The 21,225-nt window shown below is 59.5% G+C and carries 21 protein-coding genes; 17 read left to right on the top strand and 4 right to left on the bottom strand.

Features of this window, described 5'->3' with window-relative positions:
* The first annotated feature begins 3 nt into the window (after positions 1 to 3).
* The 9 genes from AC2CGQ_RS06760 (at position 4) to uspE (ending at position 8,868) form a co-directional block, all read left to right on the top strand.
* Complete coding sequence (locus AC2CGQ_RS06760; protein ID WP_380691573.1) at positions 4 to 1,287, top strand: Gfo/Idh/MocA family protein; 1,284 nt, start codon at positions 4 to 6, stop codon at positions 1,285 to 1,287.
* Positions 1,288 to 1,305: 18 nt separating this feature from the next.
* Positions 1,306 to 2,211, top strand: a complete 906-nt coding sequence (locus AC2CGQ_RS06755; RefSeq protein ID WP_041922243.1) for an ROK family protein — start codon at positions 1,306 to 1,308, stop codon at positions 2,209 to 2,211.
* A gap of 334 nt (positions 2,212 to 2,545) precedes the next feature.
* Positions 2,546 to 3,316 (top strand): transcriptional repressor AgaR, encoded by a 771-nt coding sequence (gene agaR, locus AC2CGQ_RS06750; protein WP_380691576.1) that lies wholly within the window; start codon positions 2,546 to 2,548, stop codon positions 3,314 to 3,316.
* 26 nt (positions 3,317 to 3,342) lie between these two features.
* Complete coding sequence (locus tag AC2CGQ_RS06745; RefSeq protein WP_380691578.1) at positions 3,343 to 4,509, top strand: SIS domain-containing protein; 1,167 nt, start codon at positions 3,343 to 3,345, stop codon at positions 4,507 to 4,509.
* 9 nt (positions 4,510 to 4,518) lie between these two features.
* Positions 4,519 to 5,373, top strand: coding sequence for a tagatose bisphosphate family class II aldolase (locus AC2CGQ_RS06740; RefSeq protein WP_015377981.1), 855 nt, complete (start codon positions 4,519 to 4,521; stop codon positions 5,371 to 5,373).
* A 305-nt stretch (positions 5,374 to 5,678) separates the two neighbouring features.
* The gene (locus tag AC2CGQ_RS06735; protein ID WP_015377982.1) at positions 5,679 to 5,990 is read left to right on the top strand and encodes a hypothetical protein; all 312 of its coding nucleotides are present in this window, start codon (positions 5,679 to 5,681) and stop codon (positions 5,988 to 5,990) included.
* Between the two features lie 219 nt (positions 5,991 to 6,209).
* Entirely contained in the window at positions 6,210 to 6,734 is a 525-nt protein-coding gene (gene ogt / locus AC2CGQ_RS06730) for a methylated-DNA--[protein]-cysteine S-methyltransferase (protein WP_044031154.1), read from the top strand.
* Positions 6,735 to 7,014: 280 nt separating this feature from the next.
* Complete coding sequence (gene fnr / locus AC2CGQ_RS06725) at positions 7,015 to 7,779, top strand: fumarate/nitrate reduction transcriptional regulator Fnr (RefSeq protein ID WP_004938278.1); 765 nt, start codon at positions 7,015 to 7,017, stop codon at positions 7,777 to 7,779.
* 126 nt (positions 7,780 to 7,905) lie between these two features.
* Positions 7,906 to 8,868 (top strand): universal stress protein UspE, encoded by a 963-nt coding sequence (gene uspE, locus AC2CGQ_RS06720; protein WP_004938281.1) that lies wholly within the window; start codon positions 7,906 to 7,908, stop codon positions 8,866 to 8,868.
* 56 nt (positions 8,869 to 8,924) lie between these two features.
* Here the strand turns inward: uspE and pntB are convergent, their stop codons facing one another.
* The 3 genes from pntB to AC2CGQ_RS06705 all read right to left on the bottom strand — a co-directional run bounded on the left by pntB (position 8,925) and on the right by AC2CGQ_RS06705 (position 12,278).
* Positions 8,925 to 10,319 (bottom strand): Re/Si-specific NAD(P)(+) transhydrogenase subunit beta, encoded by a 1,395-nt coding sequence (gene pntB / locus AC2CGQ_RS06715; RefSeq protein WP_031299663.1) that lies wholly within the window; start codon positions 10,317 to 10,319, stop codon positions 8,925 to 8,927.
* Positions 10,320 to 10,329: 10 nt separating this feature from the next.
* Positions 10,330 to 11,859 carry a Re/Si-specific NAD(P)(+) transhydrogenase subunit alpha gene (pntA, locus tag AC2CGQ_RS06710; protein ID WP_004938288.1) on the bottom strand — a complete coding sequence of 510 codons (1,530 nt, stop codon included), beginning with the start codon at positions 11,857 to 11,859 and terminating at the stop codon, positions 10,330 to 10,332.
* Positions 11,860 to 12,008: 149 nt separating this feature from the next.
* Complete coding sequence (locus tag AC2CGQ_RS06705; protein ID WP_144240700.1) at positions 12,009 to 12,278, bottom strand: hypothetical protein; 270 nt, start codon at positions 12,276 to 12,278, stop codon at positions 12,009 to 12,011.
* Positions 12,279 to 12,396: 118 nt separating this feature from the next.
* Here AC2CGQ_RS06705 and ydgH point away from each other — a divergent pair, with 118 nt between their 5' ends.
* The 4 genes from ydgH to AC2CGQ_RS06685 all read left to right on the top strand — a co-directional run bounded on the left by ydgH (position 12,397) and on the right by AC2CGQ_RS06685 (position 16,116).
* Complete coding sequence (gene ydgH, locus AC2CGQ_RS06700; protein WP_004938291.1) at positions 12,397 to 13,347, top strand: DUF1471 family protein YdgH; 951 nt, start codon at positions 12,397 to 12,399, stop codon at positions 13,345 to 13,347.
* Positions 13,348 to 13,591: 244 nt separating this feature from the next.
* On the top strand, positions 13,592 to 14,983 hold the full coding sequence (locus tag AC2CGQ_RS06695) for an amino acid permease (protein WP_015377984.1): 1,392 nt from the start codon (positions 13,592 to 13,594) through the stop codon (positions 14,981 to 14,983).
* Positions 14,984 to 15,203: 220 nt separating this feature from the next.
* Positions 15,204 to 15,689, top strand: coding sequence for a hypothetical protein (locus AC2CGQ_RS06690; protein ID WP_015377985.1), 486 nt, complete (start codon positions 15,204 to 15,206; stop codon positions 15,687 to 15,689).
* A 52-nt stretch (positions 15,690 to 15,741) separates the two neighbouring features.
* Complete coding sequence (locus AC2CGQ_RS06685; protein WP_021503779.1) at positions 15,742 to 16,116, top strand: pyridoxamine 5'-phosphate oxidase family protein; 375 nt, start codon at positions 15,742 to 15,744, stop codon at positions 16,114 to 16,116.
* Positions 16,117 to 16,217: 101 nt separating this feature from the next.
* Here the strand turns inward: AC2CGQ_RS06685 and AC2CGQ_RS06680 are convergent, their stop codons facing one another.
* Positions 16,218 to 16,628, bottom strand: coding sequence for a hypothetical protein (locus tag AC2CGQ_RS06680; protein WP_033632942.1), 411 nt, complete (start codon positions 16,626 to 16,628; stop codon positions 16,218 to 16,220).
* 184 nt (positions 16,629 to 16,812) lie between these two features.
* Between AC2CGQ_RS06680 and folM the strand changes: the two genes are divergently transcribed.
* The 4 genes from folM to AC2CGQ_RS06660 all read left to right on the top strand — a co-directional run bounded on the left by folM (position 16,813) and on the right by AC2CGQ_RS06660 (position 21,171).
* The gene (gene folM / locus AC2CGQ_RS06675; RefSeq protein WP_016927586.1) at positions 16,813 to 17,535 is read left to right on the top strand and encodes a dihydromonapterin reductase; all 723 of its coding nucleotides are present in this window, start codon (positions 16,813 to 16,815) and stop codon (positions 17,533 to 17,535) included.
* 75 nt (positions 17,536 to 17,610) lie between these two features.
* Entirely contained in the window at positions 17,611 to 18,336 is a 726-nt protein-coding gene (rstA, locus tag AC2CGQ_RS06670; RefSeq protein ID WP_004938307.1) for a two-component system response regulator RstA, read from the top strand.
* Positions 18,333 to 19,637 (top strand): two-component system sensor histidine kinase RstB, encoded by a 1,305-nt coding sequence (gene rstB / locus AC2CGQ_RS06665; protein ID WP_031299665.1) that lies wholly within the window; start codon positions 18,333 to 18,335, stop codon positions 19,635 to 19,637. Before rstA ends, rstB begins: the two co-directional genes overlap by 4 nt.
* Before the next feature lie 34 nt (positions 19,638 to 19,671).
* Positions 19,672 to 21,171 carry a carboxypeptidase M32 gene (locus tag AC2CGQ_RS06660; protein WP_015377988.1) on the top strand — a complete coding sequence of 500 codons (1,500 nt, stop codon included), beginning with the start codon at positions 19,672 to 19,674 and terminating at the stop codon, positions 21,169 to 21,171.
* Positions 21,172 to 21,225 lie beyond the last annotated feature (54 nt).

The following is a 21,225-nucleotide window of genomic DNA, read 5'->3' as shown; positions in this document are numbered from 1 at the left end:
GCAATGTCGTCAACACAACCCAACAGCTTTGCCCATCGCCCGGTGCGGGTGCTGGTGGTCGGCGCCGGGGCGCGCGGTGAGATCTACTCGCGCTATGCGCTGGCGCATCCCGATTTGATGCAGGTGGTGGCGGTAGCGGAACCACGTGACGCCTACCGCGAGCAGTTCGTGGCGCAGCATGCCATCGCGCCGGAAAACGTCTTCACCGACTGGCGCCTGGCCGCCGACGCCGGCAAGCTGGCCGACGCGGTGCTGATCTGCACCCAGGATCAGATGCATCTGGAGCCGGCGCTGGCCTTCGCCCGCCAGGGCTACGCCATGCTGCTGGAAAAACCGCTGTCGCCGGACGCCGACGAGTGCCGCGCCATCGTCGCCGAGGTGACGCGCCAAAAGCTGATCTTCTCGGTCGGCCACGTGCTGCGTTACACCCGCTATACCCAAAAGCTCAAGCAGCTGCTGCGCGACGGCGCGATCGGCGATATCGTCAGCCTGCAACATTTGGAACCGGTCGGCTACTGGCATCAGGCCCACTCCTTCGTGCGCGGAAACTGGCGCAACGATCGGCAGGCCGCCTTTATGCTGCTGCAGAAATCCTGCCACGACATCGACTGGATCCGCTACGTGATGGAGCAGCCCTGCGAACAGGTCAGCTCCTTCGGCAACCTGCGCCACTTCCACCAGGAAAACCAACCGGCCGGCGCGGCGGACAACTGCCTGGATTGCGCGGTAGAGGCAAACTGCCCCTATTCCGCCAAACGCATCTATCTAGGCGACAATCACAAGGCCACGCCCGGTTTTCTGCGGGTGCTGACGCCAGAACCCGACCAGACGACGCTGCGGGCGGCGCTGCGCGACGGGCCTTACGGCCGCTGCGTCTACCGCTGCGACAATAACGTGGTCGACCATCAGGTGGTCAACATGCAGTTCGCCGGCGGCCGCACCGCGTCATTCACCATGACAGCCTTTACCCGCCACGAAGATCGGCACACCCGCATCTTTGGCAGCCGCGGCTGCCTGGAGGGCGACGGTCGCCATATCCGCATCACCTCGTTCCTCGACGACGGTGAAACGCATTACGACACCGATGCCGGCCAGGATCTGCACGCCATGGCCGGCCACGGCGGCGGCGACTACTACCTGATGCAGCACTTTATCGCGGCCATTCGCGCCAACGATCCGAGCCAGGTGCTGGCCGGCCCGGCGGAAGCGCTGGAGAGCCACCTGATGGTGTTCGCCGCCGAACGCGCACGCCGCGAGGCGGCGGTGGTCACCCTGAGCGGAGCCTAAAGCATGGCGATGAGACAGATGCGTTACGGCTTCGACATCGGCGGCACCAAAATTGAAATGGCCGCTTACGATCGCCGACTCAATCAGGTGCTGCTCCAGCGGGTGCGCACCCCAACCGGCGATTACGGCGAGTTCGTGGCCTGCATCGCCGGGCTGGCCGAGCAGGCGGATCGCGAACTGCACACGCGCGGCAGCATCGGCATCGGTTTACCGGGGATCACCGATCCCGTCAGCCGCCGCCAGTTAGCGGTCAACGTGCCCTGCCTGACCGGGCATTGCCTGGCGGATGACCTGACGCAGGCGTTGGCGCGACCTATCGCCATCGAGAACGACTGCCGCTGCTTCGCGCTGTCGGAAGCCAGCACGCCGCAAACCGCGCACCTGCCGCTGGTGTTCGGCGCCATCATCGGCACCGGTGCCGGCGGCGGCCTGGTGGTGAACCGGCAACTGCACAAGGGGCGCAGCGGCGTGGCGGGCGAATGGGGCCATATGCCGATATCGGCCCAGTTGGCGCAACGTTACGATCTGCCGCTGTTCAGCTGCAACTGCGGGCTGACCGGCTGCTTTGAACGCTACGTCTCCGGCAGCGGGCTGCTGGCGCTGAGCCGCCATTTCTCCCATCCGGCCGCTGACGTGCCGGCGCTGGTCGCCTGCTATCGTGCCGGTGATGCGCTCGCACAACGGTTGATGACCATGTACGTCGACATCCTGGCCTGCGCGCTGGCCGGCTTACAGCTGCTGTTGGACGTCGATGCTTTCGTGCTGGGCGGCGGGCTGTCCAACGTCGGCGAGCTGTACCGGCTGTTGCCGCCGGCGATGCGACGCTGGCTGCTGCCTGGCATGGAGCCGGCGGCGGTGTTCCCGCCGGTGCACGGTGACAGCAGCGGCGTGCGCGGCGCAGCGCTTTTAAGCGCGCCGGCATAAAAAAAAACAGTGAAAGCCCGGCGGTTGTCGAGCGATCGCTGCGGCTTTCGGCATCGATGGGCTGAATGAATAAGCGCAGGGAATTGGCGACTGAAAAATAACGAATTTGCCGTTTTCACTTTGCGTTAACACCGCTTTCGGTTGCCGCTCAACCGAAAGCAAAATCAAATATAACCAACTGATAGATATAGATATTTTAAAATTAATCGATTGCATTTCAGTGTTTCGTTTGCTGTAATTCGCCACGAACAACTGAAAGCGCTCCGGTCGGTATCGCTGCGGCTTATTAAGCCGCGGTCGGGCACGGCTACAGGTAAATCAGGAGTCTGCATTAATGATCAATACCGCAAAACGCCGGGAATTAATTATCGACCAGCTGTGCCGCGAGGGCTCGGTGCGTGTGGAGCAGCTCAGCCAGCAGTTTTCGGTGTCCAGCGTCACCATCCGCAGCGATCTGCGTCAGCTGGAACAACACGGCTGTGCGGTGCGCGCCTACGGCGGCGCCATGTTGAACAAACAGTTCGCCTTCGACCGCCCGCTGCAGGACAAGGGCCGCATCAATCGCGACGTAAAACACACCATCGCCTGCGCGGCGGCGGCGCTGATTGAAGACGGCGACGCCGTCATCCTCGACTCCGGCTCCACCACCAGCCAAATGGCGCCGCAGCTGGCGGGGAAAAAGGATCTGGTGGTGATGACCAACGCGCTCAACATCGCTTTCGAACTGGCCAACAACGAGCAGATCGACCTGATGGTGGTCGGCGGCAGCGTGCGCCGCAAAGCCTGGTCGCTGTACGGCCCCGCCGCCGAACAACAACTGCGCCAGTATCGGTTCGACAAGCTTTTTCTCGGCGTCGACGGCTTCGATCTCGCGAGCGGCATCACCACGCCGGATCCGGGCGAAGCGCAGCTGAACCGGGTGATGTGCGAGGTGGCGCGCGAAGTGATCGCCATCGCCGACGCCAGCAAATTCGGCCGCACCAGCTTTTGCATGATCCGCGACATCGGCCAGATCCACCGCCTGGTCACCGACAGCCGCATTCCTGAACACTATCTGCAGGCGCTGCACCATTTAGGGATCGACGTGATTATCGCCGACCGTTAATCGAGGCTTTTTAAGGAGCTGTCATCATGAACGCGTATTTCTCTTACGAGACGAATTGGCTGAAGCAGCGCAACGCCTGGCATACCGCCGCAGAAATTTGGCAACAGCCGGATTTGTGGGCGACGCTGCATCGCCAACTGCAGGATCAACAGGCGCAGTGGCAGCCGTTCCTGGCGCCGCTGCTGGCCAATCCGCGCCTGCAAATCGTGCTGTGCGGCGCCGGCAGTTCGGCATTTGCCGGCCGCGCCCTGGCCCCCTGGCTGCGCGAACGCACCGGCCGCGACGTGGTGGCTTACGGCACCACCGATATTGTCGCCAACCCGCTGCAGTATCTCGACCCTGACCGGCCGACGCTGCTGGTCTCCTTCGCCCGTTCGGGCAACAGCCCGGAAAGCGTGGCGACAGTGGAGCTGGCCGATCAATTGCTGCCGGAAAGCTATCATCTGATGCTGGTGTGCAACCCGGACAGCCGGCTGGCGCAGTACGCGCATCAGCGTGGCAACGTCTGCTCGCTGGTAATGCCGCAGGGCGCCAACGATCAGAGCTTCGCCATGACCTCCAGCTTCAGCTGCATGATGCTGAGCGCCGCGCTGCTGCTCGGCCCAACGTCGCTTGAGGCCGCCCAGGTGCCGTTGAACGCCATGGTGCAGCGCTGCCGCACACTGCGCGAAACGCTGCAGCCGCAGGTGAAGGCGCTGGCCGCCAGCGGTTTCCGCCGCTATATCACCCTCGGCGGCAGCTGCTTTACCGGCCTCGCCGAAGAGGCTTCGCTCAAGATGCTGGAGCTGACCGCCGGCCGCATCGTTACGCGCTACGACTCGCCGCTTGGCCTGCGCCATGGCCCGAAATTTATGGTCGACGGCCAGACATTGGTGGTGCTGATGTTCTCCCACCACGACTACGCCCGTCAGTATGACCGCGACCTGTGGAACGAACTGCAGCGCGACGGACTGGCAATGCAGCTGGTCGGATTGACCGGCGAACGTCAACCGCTGTCCGATGCCCTGCTGCATATGCACAACGCGGCAGACGATATCTGGCTGCTGTTCCCGTATCTGCTGTTCACCCAGATGCTGGCCTTCGAGAGTTCGCTGGCGCTGGGGCTGACCCCGGATAACCCCTGCCCGACCGGTGAAGTCAACCGGGTGGTGAAAGGCGTGACGATTTACCGTTTTCCCTCCCCTGAGCTGTAAGGAGATCCCATGTATCTGATAGCCAACCGAGACATGCTGCTCAAGGCGCAGCGCCAGGGTTACGCCGTGCCGGCGTTTAACGTTCACAATCTGGAAACCGTGCAGGTGGTGGCGGAGACCGCCGCCGAGTTGCGCTCGCCGGTGATCATGGCCGGCACGCCCGGCACCTTCAGCTATGCCGGCACCGACTACCTGATCGGTATCTGTCAGGCGGCCGCGCACCGCTACGATCTGCCGCTGGCGCTGCATCTGGATCATCATGAAGCGCTGGACGACATCGAGCACAAGGTGAAAAGCGGCATCCGCTCGGTAATGATCGACGGTTCCCATTTGCCGTTCGAGCAGAATATCGCCAAGGTGGCCGCCGCAGTGGCCCTGTGCCATCGCTACGGCGCCAGCGTGGAGGCGGAGCTGGGCCGCCTGGGCGGGCAGGAAGACGATTTGATCGTCGATACGGCGGACAGCTTCTATACCGACCCGGCCGCCGCGCGCGAGTTTGTCGCCGCCACCGGCATCGATTCACTGGCGGTGGCGATCGGTTCCGCCCACGGCCTGTACCACGGCGAACCCAAGCTGGATTTTGAGCGCCTGGCGCTGATCCGCGAACAGGTGGACGTCCCCCTGGTGCTGCACGGCGCCTCCGGCATTCCGGAAGCGATGGTCAAGCGCGCGATCTCGCTCGGCGTTTGCAAGGTCAACGTCGCCACCGAACTGAAAATCGCCTTCGCCGATGCGGTAAAAAGCTACTTTTCGCAGCACCCGGACGCCAACGATCCGCGCAAATACATCGTCCCCGGCAAGCTGGCGATGAAAGAAGTGGTGGCGGAAAAGATCCGCATCTGCGGCAGCAGCGGCATGCTGTAATCCCGCTCTCGCCCCCGTTGCTGCGGCCGCGCAACGAGGGCGAAAACGGCTGCCATTGCCCGACTTTCCTGAGAGAACGATCACAGCCTGTTATCCCGCCTGCGCCTGAAATCATTAACCGGCCTTCACTATGATCCAAATCATGGTTTTACTCATCCTACCTCCCTATTATCAAATTCATTGAATGCGGGTAGTAGGATTTTTGCCCATTCGTTTTTATTTCTCCAAGCGAAATAGCTTATTTGATGAAAACAAGCGCACTTGTTTTTTAATTGGCAGTGTTTTTACTCTGAAAGGAACAGCATATGAACCATTACTTAGCCGTATTAAGCGCATTGGTCATTCTGCCCTTCGCTCTGCAAGCAAAACCGCTTTCCGGCAGCCAGGTCGCCTCCGGCGTCGTGCGCTTCACCGGCGCCATTACCACGCCGGCCTGCACCGTCAAACATCAGGATGAAAAGCTTATCTCCAGCTGCTTCGGTAAAGTGACGGAATATCAGAACGGGTATATATCCTCTTCGTTAAAAGAGATGCCAAAAGAATTAGTTTCTGCCGTCAGCAGTGAGTTGGTGAATAACGATCCCCATTTAAAGCGCGTGACTATCAGCTATAAGTAAGCACAAAGCGTTACTGCCTGCTGAAATAATAAACAAGACACAACTTGTCTTGATGACTTATAAATTTATTTTATAAATTTATCGCACAATAACTCCCCGCCTTACCGTAAGCCGGCTGTTCGGGCAACCCTGCGGTTGCCCATCAGCATGTCCGAAATCCGCCATCGCTCCCTCCCAGTTCATGCGATAATCGCCACACTAAACTGAGGAGTGAGCCAGATGCAGACTTTTTTGATTGATCGTACCGCCACGCCGGTGGGAGAACTGGTGCTGATTGCCGATGAACAGGGGCGCCTGCGGGCGATCGACTGGACCGATCACGAAGCGCGCCTGATGAAGCTGCTGAACACCCACTACCGCGCCGAGCGGTTCACCCTGCGCGAACAGCGCGATCCCAGCGGGCTGACCGACGCCATGCAGCGCTATTTCGCCGGGGAACTGAGCATTATCGATCGGTTGCCGGTGATGACCGCCGGCACCGAGTTCCAGCGCACCGTCTGGCAACAGCTACGCCAAATCCCCTGTGGCGAGATCCTGACCTACGGCCAGCTGGCGCAACGCATCGGCCGTCCGACCGCCTCGCGCGCCGTCGGCATGGCCAACGGTTCAAATCCGATCAGCATCGTGGTGCCCTGCCATCGAGTGATCGGTTCGCAGGGCGCGCTGACCGGCTATGCCGGCGGCGTACAGCGCAAGCAGTGGCTGCTGCAGCATGAAGGCTACCTGCCGAAAAGTTTGCTGTAGCCGCTGCGATCGGCTTATCCAGCGCCATTGTTTGGCGCTGCTTAATAAAGCACAGTGCCCAACGCCACGCTCGTGCCCGCAGGGCACTATTAATAACTTGTGTGAATAAAACGCATAAGTCACAAATAATACTCATAACTTCAGTCCGATACAGAATAATCGGCGGCATGTGTGCGCAAAATTCGCACACAATACCCCTATTCATGCTAATGCCACCCTTATCAGCTGCAGCAAAAGATGTTAAAATTGACTCATATCAATTATTGAATGAGCGTAATCTATGATCCCGGAAAAACGCGTGATTCGTCGTATCCAGTCTGGTGGTTGTGCGATCCATTGCCAGGACTGCAGCATCAGCCAGCTGTGCATTCCTTTCACCCTCAATGCTCACGAGCTGGACCAGCTCGACAACATTATCGAGAGGAAGAAGCCCATCCAGAAAGGCCAGACCTTGTTCAAGGCCGGCGACGAGCTGAAATCGCTGTACGCGATCCGTTCCGGGACCATCAAAAGCTACACCATCACCGAGCAAGGTGATGAGCAGATCACCGGCTTCCACCTGGCGGGCGACCTGGTAGGCTTCGACGCCATCGGCGGCCTGAAGCACCCGAGCTTCGCTCAGGCGCTGGAAACCTCGATGGTGTGCGAGATCCCGTTCGAGACCCTCGACGATCTGTCCGGCAAAATGCCGAACCTGCGTCAGCAAATCATGCGGTTGATGAGCGGCGAGATCAAAGGCGACCAGGACATGATCCTGCTGCTGTCGAAGAAAAACGCCGAAGAGCGCCTGGCGGCGTTCGTTTACAACCTGTCGCGCCGCTTTGCGGAGCGCGGCTTCTCGCCGCGTGAGTTCCGGTTGACCATGACCCGCGGCGACATCGGCAACTACCTCGGCCTGACGGTGGAAACCATCAGCCGTCTGCTGGGCCGCTTCCAGAAAAGCGAAATTCTCAGCGTGAAAGGCAAATACATCACCATCGAAAACGCCGACGCGCTGTCGGTGCTGGCCGGTACGCCGCGCATCAACGTGACCGTCAACGCCTGATCCCCCCGCCGGATCAACATTTCACCGAAATTGTTGATCCGGCACGCTTCCGTTGTTGTTCTGTTTTTCAATGTTGGGTTACTCTGTAAATTAACAGACTGTTGATTTCAGCTGTAAGGAGGCCCTATGGCGAAGTATCAGAATCTTCTGGTGGCTATTGACCCCAATCAGGACGATCAGCCGGCATTGCGCCGCGCCGTGTACCTGGTAAAACGGAACGGCGGGCGCATCAAGGCCTTCCTGCCCATCTATGACTTCTCTTACGAAATGACGACCCTGCTCTCTCCGGATGAAAGAACGGCGATGCGGCAAGGTGTGATCAGCCAACGCGCCGCCTGGATCAACGAGCAGTGCCGCTTCTATCTCAACGACGGCGTGCCGATCGAAATCAAAGTGGTCTGGCATAACCGCCCCTTCGAAGCCATCATTCAGGAAGTGCTGTCCGGTCAACATGACCTGCTGCTGAAAATGGCGCACCAGCACGACCGGTTGGAGTCGGTGATCTTTACCCCCACCGACTGGCACCTGCTGCGCAAATGCCCTTGCCCGGTGTGGATGGTGAAAGACCAGCCCTGGCCGGAAGGCGGCAAGGCGCTGGTGGCGGTCAATCTGGCCAGCGAAGAACCCTATCACGACCCGCTCAATATCAAACTGGTGCAAGAAACCGTCGAACTGGCGCAAAATGTCAACCAGACCGAGGTTCATCTGGTCGGCGCCTATCCCGTTACCCCGATCAACATCGCCATCGAATTGCCCGACTTCGACCCGAGCGTCTACAACGACGCCATTCGCGGCCAGCATCTGATCGCCATGAAGGCGCTGCGGCAGAAATTCTGCATTAAGGAAGAGTTCACCCACGTGGAAAAAGGCCTGCCGGAAGAGGTGATCCCCGATCTGGCCGAACATCTGCAGGCCGGCGTGGTGGTGCTGGGCACCCTGGGCCGTACCGGTATTTCAGCCGCCTTTATCGGCAACACCGCGGAACATGTGATCGATCATCTGAAATGCGACCTGCTGGTGATTAAACCGGAAAACTTCAACTGCCCGATCGAAGCGGATGAAGATGACGAGCATGACGACGAAGATTAACCTTCGTGCATAAAAAAACGGGCCGCTAAGCGGCCCGTTTTTTTGGTTGCCCAATTCTACTTCTGCAGCGCCCGCAGAATCGCTTCCACGCTGTCTTTGGCGTCGCCGAACAGCATCTGAGTGTTCTCCTTAAAGAACAGCGGGTTCTGCACGCCGGCGTAGCCGGTGTTCATCGAGCGTTTGAACGCGATCACGTTCTGCGCTTTCCACACTTCCAATACCGGCATGCCGGCGATCGGGCTGCGCGGATCTTCCAGCGCCGCCGGGTTCACCGTGTCGTTGGCGCCAATTACCAGCACGGTATCGGTATCCGGGAAATCGTCGTTGATTTCATCCATCTCCAGCACCACGTCGTACGGCACCTTCGCTTCCGCCAGCAGCACGTTCATGTGGCCCGGCAAGCGCCCCGCGACCGGGTGAATGCCGAAACGCACCTTCACGCCGCGCGCCCGCAGTTTTTCGGTGATTTCCGCCACCGGATACTGCGCCTGCGCCACCGCCATGCCGTAGCCCGGGGTGATGATCACCGAGGTGGAGTTCTTCAGTTGCTCGGCCACGTCTTCCGCCGTGGTTTCACGGTATTCGCCCATCTCTTCGGCTTCGCCGGTGGATGAACCGTCACTGCCGAAACCGCCGGCGATCACGCTGATAAACGAACGGTTCATCGCCTTGCACATGATGTAAGACAGGATGGCCCCCGAAGAGCCCACCAGCGCGCCGGTGACGATCAGCAGATCGTTGCTCAGCATGAAGCCCGCAGCCGCCGCCGCCCACCCCGAGTAAGAGTTGAGCATCGACACCACCACCGGCATGTCGGCGCCGCCGATCGAGGCGACCAGATGCCAGCCGAACGCCAGCGCGATCGCCGTCATCAGCAGCAGCGCTATCACCTGCCAGCCCACGCTGTCGGTGCGCACGAACGCCACCAGCAACAGGAACGAGATCACCAACGCCGCCAGGTTCAGCTTGTGGCGATTCGGCAGCATCAGCGGTTTGGAAGAAATGATGCCGCGCAGCTTGCCGAAAGCGACGATCGACCCGGTGAAGGTCACGGCGCCGATAAAGATGCCGAGGAACACTTCGGTCAGATGGATATTCGCCATCACCGGCTCCATCGGCGCGCCGTGATCCAGGTAGCTGTTGAAGCCGACCAGCACCGCCGCCAGGCCAACGAAACTGTGCAGCACCGCCACCAGCTCCGGCATTTCGGTCATCTCGACCTTCTTGGCCAGATAGACGCCGATCGAGCCGCCGATGATCATGGCGATGATAATCCAGCCGACGTTGCCGGAATCCGGCCCCAAGATGGTGGCGATCAGCGCGATCGCCATGCCGGCGACGCCGAACAGGTTGCCCTGCTTCGACGTTTCATGACGCGACAGGCCCGCCAGGCTGAAAATAAACAAAATAGCGGCAACAATGTATGCAGCTGTAACCAATCCTCCAGACATTTGTTACCCCTTAGTTCTTGCGGAACATCTTCAGCATGCGCTGAGTGACGGTGAACCCACCGAAAATATTGATGCTGGCGATCAGCACGGCGATAAAGGAGAGGAAACTCACCCAGCCGCCGTGGCCAATTTGCAGCAGCGCACCGACCACGATAATCCCTGAGATCGCGTTGGTAACCGACATCAGCGGGGTATGCAGCGCGTGGCTGACGTTCCAGACCACGTAGTAACCGACCACGCAGGCCAGCGCGAACACGGTAAAGTGCGACAGGAACTCTTTCGGCGCCGCGTCCGCCAGCCAGCCGAACAGCAGGATCGCCAGGGCCATCAGGCCATACTTCAGCCACGGCGAGGTCGGTTTGGCTTCGGGTTTGGCGGCCGGTGCGGCGGCGGGCGCCGCTTTCGGTTGGGCCGAGACCTGGATCGGCGGCGCCGGCCAGGTGATTTCACCGCTGCGCACCACGGTAACGCCGCGGATCACCGTATCGTCGAAATCGATGTCAATCTCACCGTTTTTCTCTTTCGACAGCAACTTCAGCAGGTTGACCAGGTTGGTGCCGTACAGCTGCGAAGATTGGGTCGGCAAGCGGCTCGGCAGATCGGTATAGCCGATGATTTTCACGCCGTTGTCGGTCACGGTAATGGTGTCGGCCACGGTCAGTTCGCAGTTGCCGCCGGTTTGCGCCGCCAAATCGACGATCACGCTGCCCGGCTTCATCGACGCCACCATCTCTTTGGTGATCAGCTTCGGCGCCGGTTTACCCGGGATCAGCGCGGTGGTGACGATGATGTCAACCTCCGCCGCCTGCGCGGCGAACAGCGCCATCTCGGCCTTGATAAAGGCTTCGGACATCACTTTGGCGTAGCCGTCGCCGCTGCCCGCTTCCTCTTCAAAATCCAGCTCGAGGAACTCCGCCCCCATGCTCTGCACCTGCTCTTTCACTTCCGGGCGGGTGTCGAAGGCGCGCACGATGGCGCCGAGGCTGCCCGCGGCGCCGATCGCCGCCAGGCCGGCCACGCCGGCGCCGATGATCATCACCTTGGCCGGCGGCACTTTGCCGGCGGCGGTGATCTGGCCGGTGAAGAAACGGCCGAACTCATGCGCCGCTTCGACGATCGCGCGGTAGCCGGCGATGTTGGCCATCGAGCTCAGCGCGTCCATCGACTGGGCGCGCGAGATGCGCGGCACCGAGTCCATCGCCAGCGCGGTGACGTTGCGCGCCGCCAGCTTGGCCATCAATTCGGGGTTTTGCGCCGGCCAGATAAAGCTGACCAGCGTGCTGCCTTCGCGCATCAAGGCGATCTCGTCGTCTTGCGGCGCGTTGACTTTCAGGATCAGATCCGACTGCCACACTTCGCTTTCGTCCACCAGCGCCGCGCCGGCGGCTTCGTAAGCGACGTCTTCAAAACTGGCCAGTTTGCCCGCCCCGCGTTCAATCGCGACGGTAAAACCCAGCTTCAGCAGTTGTTCCACCGTTTTCGGCGTGGCTGCGACCCGGGCTTCATTGGCCAACCGCTCTCTTGGTACACCAATACGCATAATGTTCCCTTCTCACCTGTCTTGGATGATGTTTATTATTTTCCTGCCCATAGCACGGCGCCGTCGGCGAGCGTTGCGTTAACTTGCCCGCACTGATTTCAGGCGCCAACTATAACCTACTGAAAATAAGGTCGATGATCCATAATTGCTTACGCATTCATCCCTGTTTTTACATAAAAACGCCGCGCGCGATATGACAAATCGCAATTTACAGTGAAAAAATCCATACAGAACAGCACATTCTGAGTGACAAGAGGTTTACGCCCGGCGTAACGATTTATGGCCGCGCGCGGCGTAAAAGCATAAAAGTTATCATTTTGTGAATAATTAACATTAATGACACCAAAGCCGTTATTATGGAAACTTATGACGGCGGTGCCATCCGTGCGCCCCGCGTCGCCATCGGCGATTTGTCGCACGGGATAACATAAAATGCTGAGACAGTTTTCAGAATTACATGTAATAATCGACGGCTGAATTACACTTAAACAGTTCAGTACGTTATAAACGTTAATGCGCTAGGCGAAAGGATTTTTTATGAAGCTGAAGACCACGATCATCGCGTCAGCCTTGTTATCACTCACCGCGCTGTCTGCTCATGCGGCGCAAGAGTTAACTCCTGAGAAAGCAGCGGCGCTGAAGCCGTTTGATCGCATCACGATTACCGGCCGCTTCAATGCCATCAATGAAGCCGTCGACGCCGTATCCCGCCGTGCAGACAAACTGGGTGCCGATTCCTTCTATATCCAGGACAGCAACAACAGCAACAACGGCGGCAACTGGCGCGTCACCGCAGACCTTTATCATAAAGATGCGCCAGAAGTGAGCAAAACACCAAAATACCGCGTATTTAACGGCGTGAACGAACTGCCTAAAGAGGAAGCCTACCTGCTGGAGCCTTACGATACCGTGAGCGTCAGCGGCTTCTACCGCAGCCAGCCGGATATCAACGACGCCATCTCCAAAGAAGCGAAGAAAAAAGGCGCCGCTTCGTTCTTCATCGTGCGCCAGGTTGACGCCAACTCCGGCGGCAACCAGTTCGTCACCGCCTACATCTATAAGGCCGATGCGCCGAAACGCCGCGTGCAGAGCCCGGACGCCATTCCAGCCGATTCTGACGCCGGCCGCGCCGCCCTGGCCGCCGGCGGCGCCGCAGCCGCGAAAGTCGAAATTCCTGGCGTCGCGTCTTCCGGTTCGCCAAGCCGCGAAGTGGGCCGTTTCTTCGAAACCCAGTCCTCTACCGGCCAACGCTATACCGTCACGCTGCCTAACGGCACCAAGATCCAGGAAGTGAACAACGTGACCGCCGCGCAGATGGTGCCGTTCGATTCCGTCACCTTCACCGGTCACTTCAACAGCATGACCGATGTCTCCACCGAAGTGGCGAAACGCGCGGCCGAGAAAGGCGCCAAGTACTACCACGTCACCCGCCAGTGGCAGAACAAGAGCGGCGGCAACCTGACCGTCAGCGCCGATCTGTTCAAATAAAACCCGTTTTTAGGTTTACCATCGGGCAGCCCTTGAGCTGCCCGTTTTTATTGCCGCTTTTTCCATCGCGTGTTGAATAGTTTTTTGTAAATTCCGCATATTCAATCATTGCATCTCTAATCATCCCTCCGTAGAATTTGCGCCAATTTTTAGGGCTATTGTCTATTCGCGCAGTGGTTGTTAATACATTGTTGCCGCCAAGCAGTTCCCTTCCAGTTGTTTATTCTGCGTTCAGGATCCGTCATTGGAAAAAAAACTCGGTCTTACCGCGCTAACCGCTTTGGTGCTCAGCTCGATGCTGGGCGCCGGCGTGTTCAGTCTGCCGCAAAACATGGCGCAGGTCGCCAGCCCCGCCGCGCTGTTGCTGGGTTGGGGGATCACCGGCGTCGGCATTCTGTTTTTGGCATTCGCCATGCTGTTGCTTACGCGTTTGCGTCCGGATCTGGACGGCGGCATCTTCACCTACGCCAAAGAAGGATTCGGCGAACTGGTGGGCTTCTGCTCCGCCTGGGGTTACTGGCTGTGTGCCGTGATCGCCAACGTCTCGTATCTGGTGATCGTGTTCGCGGCGCTGAGCATTTTTACCGATCGCGGTGGCAACGTTATCCTCGGTGACGGCAATACCTGGCAGGCGCTGATCGCCGAATCCGCCCTGCTGTGGATCGTGCACGCGCTGGTGCTGCGCGGCGTGCAAACCGCCGCCAGCATCAATCTGGCGGCCACCCTCGCCAAGCTGTTGCCGCTGGGGATGTTCGCCGTTCTGGCGGCGATCGCCTTTAAAATGGACGTGTTCACACTGGATTTCAACGGTATCGCCCTCGGCAAACCGGTGTGGGAACAGGTCAAGGACACCATGCTGATCACCCTGTGGGTGTTTATCGGCGTGGAGGGCGCGGTGGTGGTTTCCGCCCGCGCCCGCAATAAGAAAGACGTGGGCCGCGCCACTATGCTGGCGGTGCTGTCGGCGCTGGCGGTGTATCTGATGGTCACCTTGCTGTCGCTGGGCGTGGTGCCGCGCAGCGAACTGGCAGAGATGCGCAATCCGTCGATGGCGGTGCTGATGGTAGAACTGATCGGCCCGTGGGGAGACGTGCTCATTGCCGCCGGCCTGATCGTTTCCGTGTGCGGCGCCTACCTGAGCTGGACCATCATGGCGGCGGAAGTGCCGCTGCTGGCCGCGCAGCACGGCGCGTTTCCGCGCGTGTTCGGCAAGCAGAACCGCCATCACGCCCCGTCCTCTTCGCTGTGGCTGACCAACATCGCGGTGCAACTGGCGCTGGTGCTGATTTGGCTGACCGGCAGCAACTACAACTCGCTGTTGACTATCGCGTCAGAGATGATCCTGGTGCCTTACTTCCTGGTCGGCGCGTTTCTGTTCAAGGTGGCTTACCGCCGCCGCGACAAACGCCTGATCTTCGCCGCCACCGGCGCCTGCGTCTATGGTTTATGGCTGCTGTACGCTTCCGGGCTGATGCACCTGCTGATGTCGGTGCTGCTGTATGCGCCGGGCCTGTTGGTGTTCATGTACGCCCGCCGCGGCCATCAGGATATCAATCTGCTGAATCGCCTGGAAAAAGGCAGCATCTTACTGCTGCTGGTGGCCACGCTGCCCGCCGGCTGGTTTATGCTGCACTAAAGTGCCCCGTCAATGCGGCTGCCCGTCAGCCGCATTTTGCTTCCTCTTTTTCCCCTGCTACCGCGTTTCCCCCCTTTGTACAGTCAGCCATGCGCCACGCTTGCGATCTCAAATGCAATTAATTATCATTATCATTTATTGGTCAATAGTAAGACGCGAGTGCCCCTGGCGAGAGGCGTCAGGCGGCGGATGAAGACAGGCTGAAAATGGAAGGCATTTCATGGCTGAGAAACTGCTGCACGCATTACCCTTGTTTGCCGCTTGGGAAGCACGGATCGCTGAGGGCAATACGGCATTCAATCAGCGGCGCGATCGCCTGGCGATGGCGCGCTATCAACAGGCGCTGGAGGGGGCTCAGGCGATCATCGCCGAGAAGCCCTGGCTGAATGCGGAATATACCGCCAGATTTGAAGCGCTGAATATTTTCGAGTCTGCCCTTGCCGCGCTGATCGTCACGTTCAACAACATTACCCATCTGCGCCTGCGGCAGAAGCCTCTTCGCGGCGTCGAGCTGCATGTTCATCAGGCCCGAGTCGCTATCGAGCAACTGTTGGACGATACGTCGCTGTGCGAACAGATGCAGCAGATCGCCGAACGGCACCTGCTGCGTTTCAGGATTGAAACCCTGCACTTGCTGCGCGAACACCGGCTGCCGGAAACCAGCGTCTGCGCGCCGGCAGCCAACGCTTCCGCTACCTTGCATTAAAAGTGACACACCAATCTGAGGGTCATCTGTAATGAATGAATTGAATGACGAGATGAAGAAGATGCTGGCTAAACAGCTGCCTGTGCAGGCGACCAGCAGCCCGAACGGCGTTCCCGATATCGGCCCCAAGCGCTCTTTGCGCCTCTATGATGACAGTACGCTGATTTACAACGAAAATACCGGTGGCCAAACGCTGAAAAACATCAAGGCCGGCTCGAAAATGGCCGTGGTGATCATCGATCGCGAGGCGCTGGACGGTTACCGCTTCGTTGGCACGCCCGAACTGTTTCTGGCGGGCAAGCCGTTTGACGATGCGTTGACGTTTGCGGAAAAAAATGGGATGAAGCCGCCGAAGTACGCGGTGTTAATTCATATAGACAGTATTTATACCCTGCGCTCCGGCCCGAATGCCGGGACCCAGCTCTAGACGCCGGCCGTCATGCGGCGTGAGACATCACGTTCATGGTTAGGCCATCTCGGTAAGTCAATTGCCTAACCATGAACGGGCGGCCGGGTCGGTACACCCGGTCAGCTTTTAGGGGGAATGGTGATGGTCATGCGCTCACCCACCAGGGCGATCGCAATGCCTTTCTCGCACTCTTTTTGAATGGCCGCCAGCTGTTGCGCTTCCAGCGCATAGGGCAACTGAATATCAAACACCGTCAGGCCCTGCTGCTGCGCCAGGTCAATCAGGCGCACGATATTGGTTTCATCGCTGACCTGTGTCGACACCACTTGCAGCGCCAGCTCTTTCAACTGCTCTTTGCGCGTTTGTGACGTGGTCACGCGCGATTTCAACACCATGCCGAAGATCGGCATCACACCATAAATAGCATCAACAAAGCGCCAGTGCTTCCTGCACGATGCGGACAGAAAATCCATATAGTCGAAACAGATTTTCTCACTGCGCGCGATGGATGCAAGGTGATTGCTGTTCATCCCCTCATTCCTCTCATGGCCAGTGTTAACCCGTGGTCTTTCAAGCCGCCGCCGGGCGGCAACCTGAAACGCATTGGGGATCTTACATCCAGAAATGGATAATCATGCGAAGCTTTAACGACTTTCCGCCGTATGATGGCATAATTCCCCTATTGTTTGCCAGTCTGTCCAGGAGCTTTAATCAATGGAACACCCCAACTCTGCCCCGGTGCTGATTACCGGCGGCGCGCGGCGCATCGGGCTGGCGCTCGCCAGAGCGTTTCTCCAGCGCGGCGTTCCCGTCATCATCGCCTATCGCAGCGAATATCCGGCGATGACCGAGTTGAAAGCCTTGGGCGCCAGTTGTATTCAAGGCGATTTTTCCACGCACGAAGGTATCTACCGTTTCGCCGACCAGGTGCGGCAGGTGGCGCCCAAATTGCGCGCGGTGATCCACAACGCCAGCGCCTGGCAGGCCGAGTCGGCGGAAGTGCCGCCGGAGCAAGTGATGGCGGCGATGCTGCAAATTCACGTCTATACGCCCTATTTGCTCAACCAACTGCTCGAGTCTTGCCTGACCGGCCAGGGCCAGGCAGGCGCTGACATTATCCATCTGACCGACTACGTGGTGGAAAAAGGCAGCGACAAACATATCGCCTACGCCGCCAGCAAGGCCGCGTTGGACAATATGACCCGATCGTTCGCCCGCAAGCTGGCGCCGGAGGTGAAGGTCAACGCCATCGCGCCGGCGCTGATCATCTTCAATCCGGGCGACGATGAAGCCTACCGCCAACAAGCGCTGGCGAAATCGCTGATGAAGGTCGCGCCGGGCGAGAGCGAAGTGGTCAATCTGGTGAACTACCTGCTGGAGAGCCGTTACGTGACCGGCCGCACCCACGGCGTCGACGGCGGGCGGCCGCTGCGCTGAGGCAAAGATCCGCATGGCGCATCGCTGTAGGCCGCGCTATGCTGAAATCCGCTTTTCTTATTAAAACACGGGCATATGCATAAAATTGTTTTTGTGGAAGACGATCCTGAAGTCGGCAAGCTGATCGCCGCCTATCTGGGCAAACACGACATCGAGGTGCTGATCGAACCGCGCGGCGACAGCGCGCAGGCGCGCATTGAGCGCGAGCAACCCGATTTGGTGCTGCTGGACATCATGCTGCCCGGCAAAGACGGCATGACGCTGTGCCGCGATCTGCGCCCTACCTTCCCCGGCCCGATCGTGCTGCTCACCTCGCTCGACAGCGACATGAACCATATTCTGTCGCTGGAGATGGGCGCCAACGACTATATCCTGAAAACCACGCCGCCGGCGGTGTTGCTGGCCCGCCTGCGTTTGCACCTGCGCCAACACAGCCAGCAGCCGAAAGAAGAGTCGGTTCAGCCGCTCACCCAGCACAACGCGCTGCATTTCGGGCTGTTGTGCATCGATCCGGTCAACCGGCAGGTCACGCTGGGCGAAGAGACGATCACCCTGTCCACCTCGGATTTCGATTTGTTGTGGGAATTGGCGACCCACGCCGGGCAGATCATGGATCGTGAGGCGTTGCTGCAAAACCTGCGCGGCGTAAGCTATGACGGCATGGATCGCAGCATCGACGTGGCGATCTCCCGCCTGCGCCGCAAGCTGTACGATAACGCGCTGGAACCGTTCCGCATCAAGACCGTGCGCAATAAAGGCTATCTGTTCGCCCCTAACGCCTGGGCATCGGTGCAACAATGAGAAAACTTTTCGTCCAGTTCTTCCTGTTGCTGTTCGTCTGTTTTCTGGTGATGGCGATGCTGGTTGGCCTGGTGTACAAGGTGACCGCCGAGCGCGCCGGCCGCCAGTCGATGGACGATCTGATGAAAAGTTCGCTGTACCTGATGCGCAGCGAGCTGCGCGAAATCCCGTTGAAGGACTGGAACAAGACCATCGCCACGCTGGATCTCAATCTGTCGTTCAAACTGCATATCGAACCGCTCGGCAAACAGGCGCTGAGCGAGGATCTGAAAAAACGGCTGCGGCTGGGGGAAATCATCGCCCTCGACGATCAGTACACCTTTATGCAGCGCATTCCGCGCAGCCACTACGTGTTAGTGGTCGGCCCCATTCCTTATCTGTTCTACCTGCACCAGATGCGCCTGCTGGATCTGGTATTGCTGGTGTTTATCGGCATGTCGCTGGCGCTGCCGGTGTTTCTGTGGATGCGGCCGCACTGGCAAGACCTACTCAAATTGGAAAACGCCGCCCAGCGGCTCGGCGCCGGGCATCTGGATGAGCGCACCCACTTCGATCCCACCTCCAGCCTGAGCCGGCTCGGCGTGGCGTTCAACCAGATGGCCGACAGCGTCAACACCCTGATCGCCAGCAAGAAACAGCTGATCGACGGCATCGCGCACGAGCTGCGCACGCCGCTGGTGCGCCTGCGTTACCGGCTCGAAATGAGCGATAATCTGTCCGAAAGCGAGCAGCAGGCGCTGAACCGCGATATCGGCCAGCTGGAGTCGCTGATCGACGAGCTGCTGACCTATGCCCGTTTGGACCGCCCGCAGGTTGCGTTAAACATTGAACCCATCGATCTGCCAAAATGGCTTGAGGACAAGGTCGATGATATCCGTCTTATTCATCAGGAACGTGACATCCAGCTCGATATCCCACACGTCGGCGACTTCGGCGGCGTCGATCTGCGCCTGATGGAGCGCGTTCTCGACAACCTGGTCAACAACGCGCTGCGCTATTCCGAACAGCGTCTGCGCGTCGGCCTGTGGTTTGACGGCGACCTCGCCTGCTTGCAGGTCGAGGATGACGGGCCGGGTATTCCGCCGGAAGAGCGTGAACGGGTGTTTGAACCTTTCGTCCGTCTCGACCCCAGCCGCGATCGCGCTACCGGCGGCTGCGGGTTGGGACTGGCCATCGTCCATTCCATCGCCGTCGCCTACCAGGGGCAGGTGTTCGTCGAAGGCAGTTCGCTCGGCGGCGCCAGTTTCCGTTTCTGCTGGCCGGTAAAGCCGACATTCAGTTTAAAAGCCGATCTGGCATAATGCCGCCAGACCTTCTCATTGGAGCCGAATAATAATGACATCTGCACATTCCAACACGTCTGCTTACGATCACCTGCGCGCCCTGTTCAGCCGGTTGTCGCGTTTCGGCCACCTGTCCGCCATCGCCGGTTGGGACATGCAAACCATGATGCCACCGGGCGGCAGCAAGGCGCGCTCCGAAGCGCTGGCCGAGCTGAGCGTGCTGCAGCACCAGATTTTAACGGCACAAAGCACCGGCGCGCTGTTGGATCGCGCGCAGCAAGAGACGCTGGACGAACTCGACCGCGCCAACCTGCGCGAGATGCGCCGCCAATATGAAGACGCCGTGCTGCTGCCGGCGTCGCTGGTCGAGGCCAAGTCGCTCGCGGGTGCGCGCTGCGAACACGCCTGGCGCGCCCAGCGCCCGGCCAACGATTGGGACGGCTTCGCCGACAACCTGCGCGAGGTGGTCAAGCTCAGCCGGGAAGAGGCGCAGATCCGCGCGCAGGCGGCCGGCACAAGCCGTTACGATGCTCTGCTCAACCTGTATGAGCCGGGCATGCGCAGCAGCGATCTCGACCGCATCTTCGGCGATCTGAAAACCTGGCTGCCGGATCTGCTGCAGCGCGTGGTGGCCAAACAAGCTAATGAGCCCTGCCAGGCGCCACAAGGCCCGTTCAATGTGGACACCCAGCGTCAGCTGAGCCTGAGCGTGATGAAACTGCTCGGTTTCAACTTCGACAATGGCCGTGTCGACGTCAGCGCCCACCCGTTCTGCGGCGGCGTGCCGGAAGATGTACGCATCACTACGCGTTACAACGAGAAAGAGTTTCTGACCGCGCTGCTCGGCATCGTGCACGAGACCGGCCACGCCCGCTACGAGCAAAACCTGCCGCGCGATCTGCTCGGCCAGCCGGTCGCCCTGGCCCGTTCTACCGCTATCCACGAATCGCAGAGCCTGCTGTTCGAAATGCAGCTGGCGCGCGGCAATGAATTCCTGAAAATCTTGCGTCCGTTAGTCACCGCGCAGTTTGGCGAACAGCCGGCGCTGGAAGAGACCAACTTCATTCGCCTCAACCAGCGCGTTAAACCGGGCCTGATCCGCGTCGACGCCGACGAAGTGAGCTATCCTGCTCACGTCATCCTGCGCTACGAAATTGAAAAAGCGCTGATCGAAGGCGATATCGAAGTGGAAGACATTCCGGCGCTGTGGAATGAGAAGATGAGTGCTTACCTCGGCCTCGACACCATCGGCAACTACCGCAACGGCTGCATGCAGGATATTCACTGGACCGACGGTGCCTTCGGCTACTTCCCGACTTACACCCTCGGCGCGATGTACGCCGCGCAGCTGTTCCACAGCGTGCGTCAGGCCCTGCCTTCGCTGAACGAAGATATCGCCGCCGGCAACCTGCAGCCGCTGTTCCACTGGCTGCAGCACAACATCTGGCGCCACGGCAGCCGTTTCCCGACCGAGACGCTGATCGCCAACGCAACCGGCGAAGCGCTCAACCCACGCTATTTCCGTCAGCATTTGGAAAACCGCTACCTGTAATCTCCCCTGGCGCGGCCCTGCCGCGCCCTTTTCCCGCCTGCAAGACCGGATAAT

Source organism: Serratia sp. DFXYC6, from assembly GCF_057196085.1.
This window is presented reverse-complemented; position numbering and strand designations above follow the sequence as displayed.

Bases quoted from the DNA above. Each gene is read 5' to 3' on its own strand.
- AC2CGQ_RS06760 (WP_380691573.1), top strand. From the start codon at position 4: ATGTCGTCAACACAACCCAACAGCTTTGCCCATCGCCCGGTGCGGGTG.
- folM (WP_016927586.1), top strand. From the start codon at position 16,813: ATGGAACACCCCAACTCTGCCCCGGTGCTGATTACCGGCGGCGCGCGG.
- AC2CGQ_RS06735 (WP_015377982.1), top strand. From the start codon at position 5,679: ATGAACCATTACTTAGCCGTATTAAGCGCATTGGTCATTCTGCCCTTC.
- rstB (WP_031299665.1), top strand. From the start codon at position 18,333: ATGAGAAAACTTTTCGTCCAGTTCTTCCTGTTGCTGTTCGTCTGTTTT.
- AC2CGQ_RS06685 (WP_021503779.1), top strand. From the start codon at position 15,742: ATGAAGAAGATGCTGGCTAAACAGCTGCCTGTGCAGGCGACCAGCAGC.
- AC2CGQ_RS06690 (WP_015377985.1), top strand. From the start codon at position 15,204: ATGGCTGAGAAACTGCTGCACGCATTACCCTTGTTTGCCGCTTGGGAA.
- AC2CGQ_RS06660 (WP_015377988.1), top strand. From the start codon at position 19,672: ATGACATCTGCACATTCCAACACGTCTGCTTACGATCACCTGCGCGCC.
- ogt (WP_044031154.1), top strand. From the start codon at position 6,210: ATGCAGACTTTTTTGATTGATCGTACCGCCACGCCGGTGGGAGAACTG.
- AC2CGQ_RS06755 (WP_041922243.1), top strand. From the start codon at position 1,306: ATGCGTTACGGCTTCGACATCGGCGGCACCAAAATTGAAATGGCCGCT.
- AC2CGQ_RS06740 (WP_015377981.1), top strand. From the start codon at position 4,519: ATGTATCTGATAGCCAACCGAGACATGCTGCTCAAGGCGCAGCGCCAG.
- AC2CGQ_RS06680 (WP_033632942.1), bottom strand. From the start codon at position 16,628: ATGAACAGCAATCACCTTGCATCCATCGCGCGCAGTGAGAAAATCTGT.
- AC2CGQ_RS06745 (WP_380691578.1), top strand. From the start codon at position 3,343: ATGAACGCGTATTTCTCTTACGAGACGAATTGGCTGAAGCAGCGCAAC.
- pntB (WP_031299663.1), bottom strand. From the start codon at position 10,319: ATGTCTGGAGGATTGGTTACAGCTGCATACATTGTTGCCGCTATTTTG.
- fnr (WP_004938278.1), top strand. From the start codon at position 7,015: ATGATCCCGGAAAAACGCGTGATTCGTCGTATCCAGTCTGGTGGTTGT.
- rstA (WP_004938307.1), top strand. From the start codon at position 17,611: ATGCATAAAATTGTTTTTGTGGAAGACGATCCTGAAGTCGGCAAGCTG.
- ydgH (WP_004938291.1), top strand. From the start codon at position 12,397: ATGAAGCTGAAGACCACGATCATCGCGTCAGCCTTGTTATCACTCACC.
- pntA (WP_004938288.1), bottom strand. From the start codon at position 11,859: ATGCGTATTGGTGTACCAAGAGAGCGGTTGGCCAATGAAGCCCGGGTC.
- agaR (WP_380691576.1), top strand. From the start codon at position 2,546: ATGATCAATACCGCAAAACGCCGGGAATTAATTATCGACCAGCTGTGC.
- uspE (WP_004938281.1), top strand. From the start codon at position 7,906: ATGGCGAAGTATCAGAATCTTCTGGTGGCTATTGACCCCAATCAGGAC.